Origin of the sequence: Halomonas sp. ND22Bw (assembly GCF_003011945.1) — a bacterium.
Taxonomy (GTDB): domain Bacteria; phylum Pseudomonadota; class Gammaproteobacteria; order Pseudomonadales; family Halomonadaceae; genus Halomonas; species Halomonas halophila.
Map to the genome: position 1 here is coordinate 1 of NZ_PXWD01000178.1, position 443 is coordinate 443.

Below are 443 nucleotides of genomic sequence, written 5' to 3' on the forward strand. Positions count from 1 at the left end.
TCGGCGACCTGCTCGCCCCGCGGATCGATCACGGTCAGGCGCTCGCCCTTGTCCAGGGTGAAGGCGGTGCCGGAGCGGGGCGCGATCTCGTGCACGGGTGCCTCAGGCGGCATCGCGGCTCTCCGTCTCGCGGCCCCGGAACGGGCAGACCCAATCGGCATCCACGGCGCGGCCACTGTACTGCCGCGCCTCCGAGACGTCGCCGTGCCGGGCCAGCATCGGGTTGATCGAGCCGGCCAGCGCCTCGTCGCGCGACAGGATCGCGCTGCGCAGCTTCTCGTAGCGGCCCTCCGCACGCAGCTGCTCGAACTGGGCGCGCAGATTGAACACCAGGACGGGGTGCGAGAAGCGCCGGGCCGGGCGGCTCGCGCCGGGATGCATCCCGACGACGAAGAACGCTTCGCCGCCGAAGGAGAGCGAGAAGTGCGGATCGTTCGGATCGG

The 443-nt window shown here is 71.8% G+C and carries 1 protein-coding gene; it reads right to left on the reverse strand.

All coding sequences use genetic code 11. The features are described 5' to 3' along the window. Window positions 1-102 precede the first annotated feature (102 nt). A partial coding sequence (gene gntA, locus CVH10_RS17570; RefSeq protein WP_146142996.1) for a guanitoxin biosynthesis heme-dependent pre-guanitoxin N-hydroxylase GntA occupies window positions 103-443 on the reverse strand: 341 nt, incomplete at its 5' end.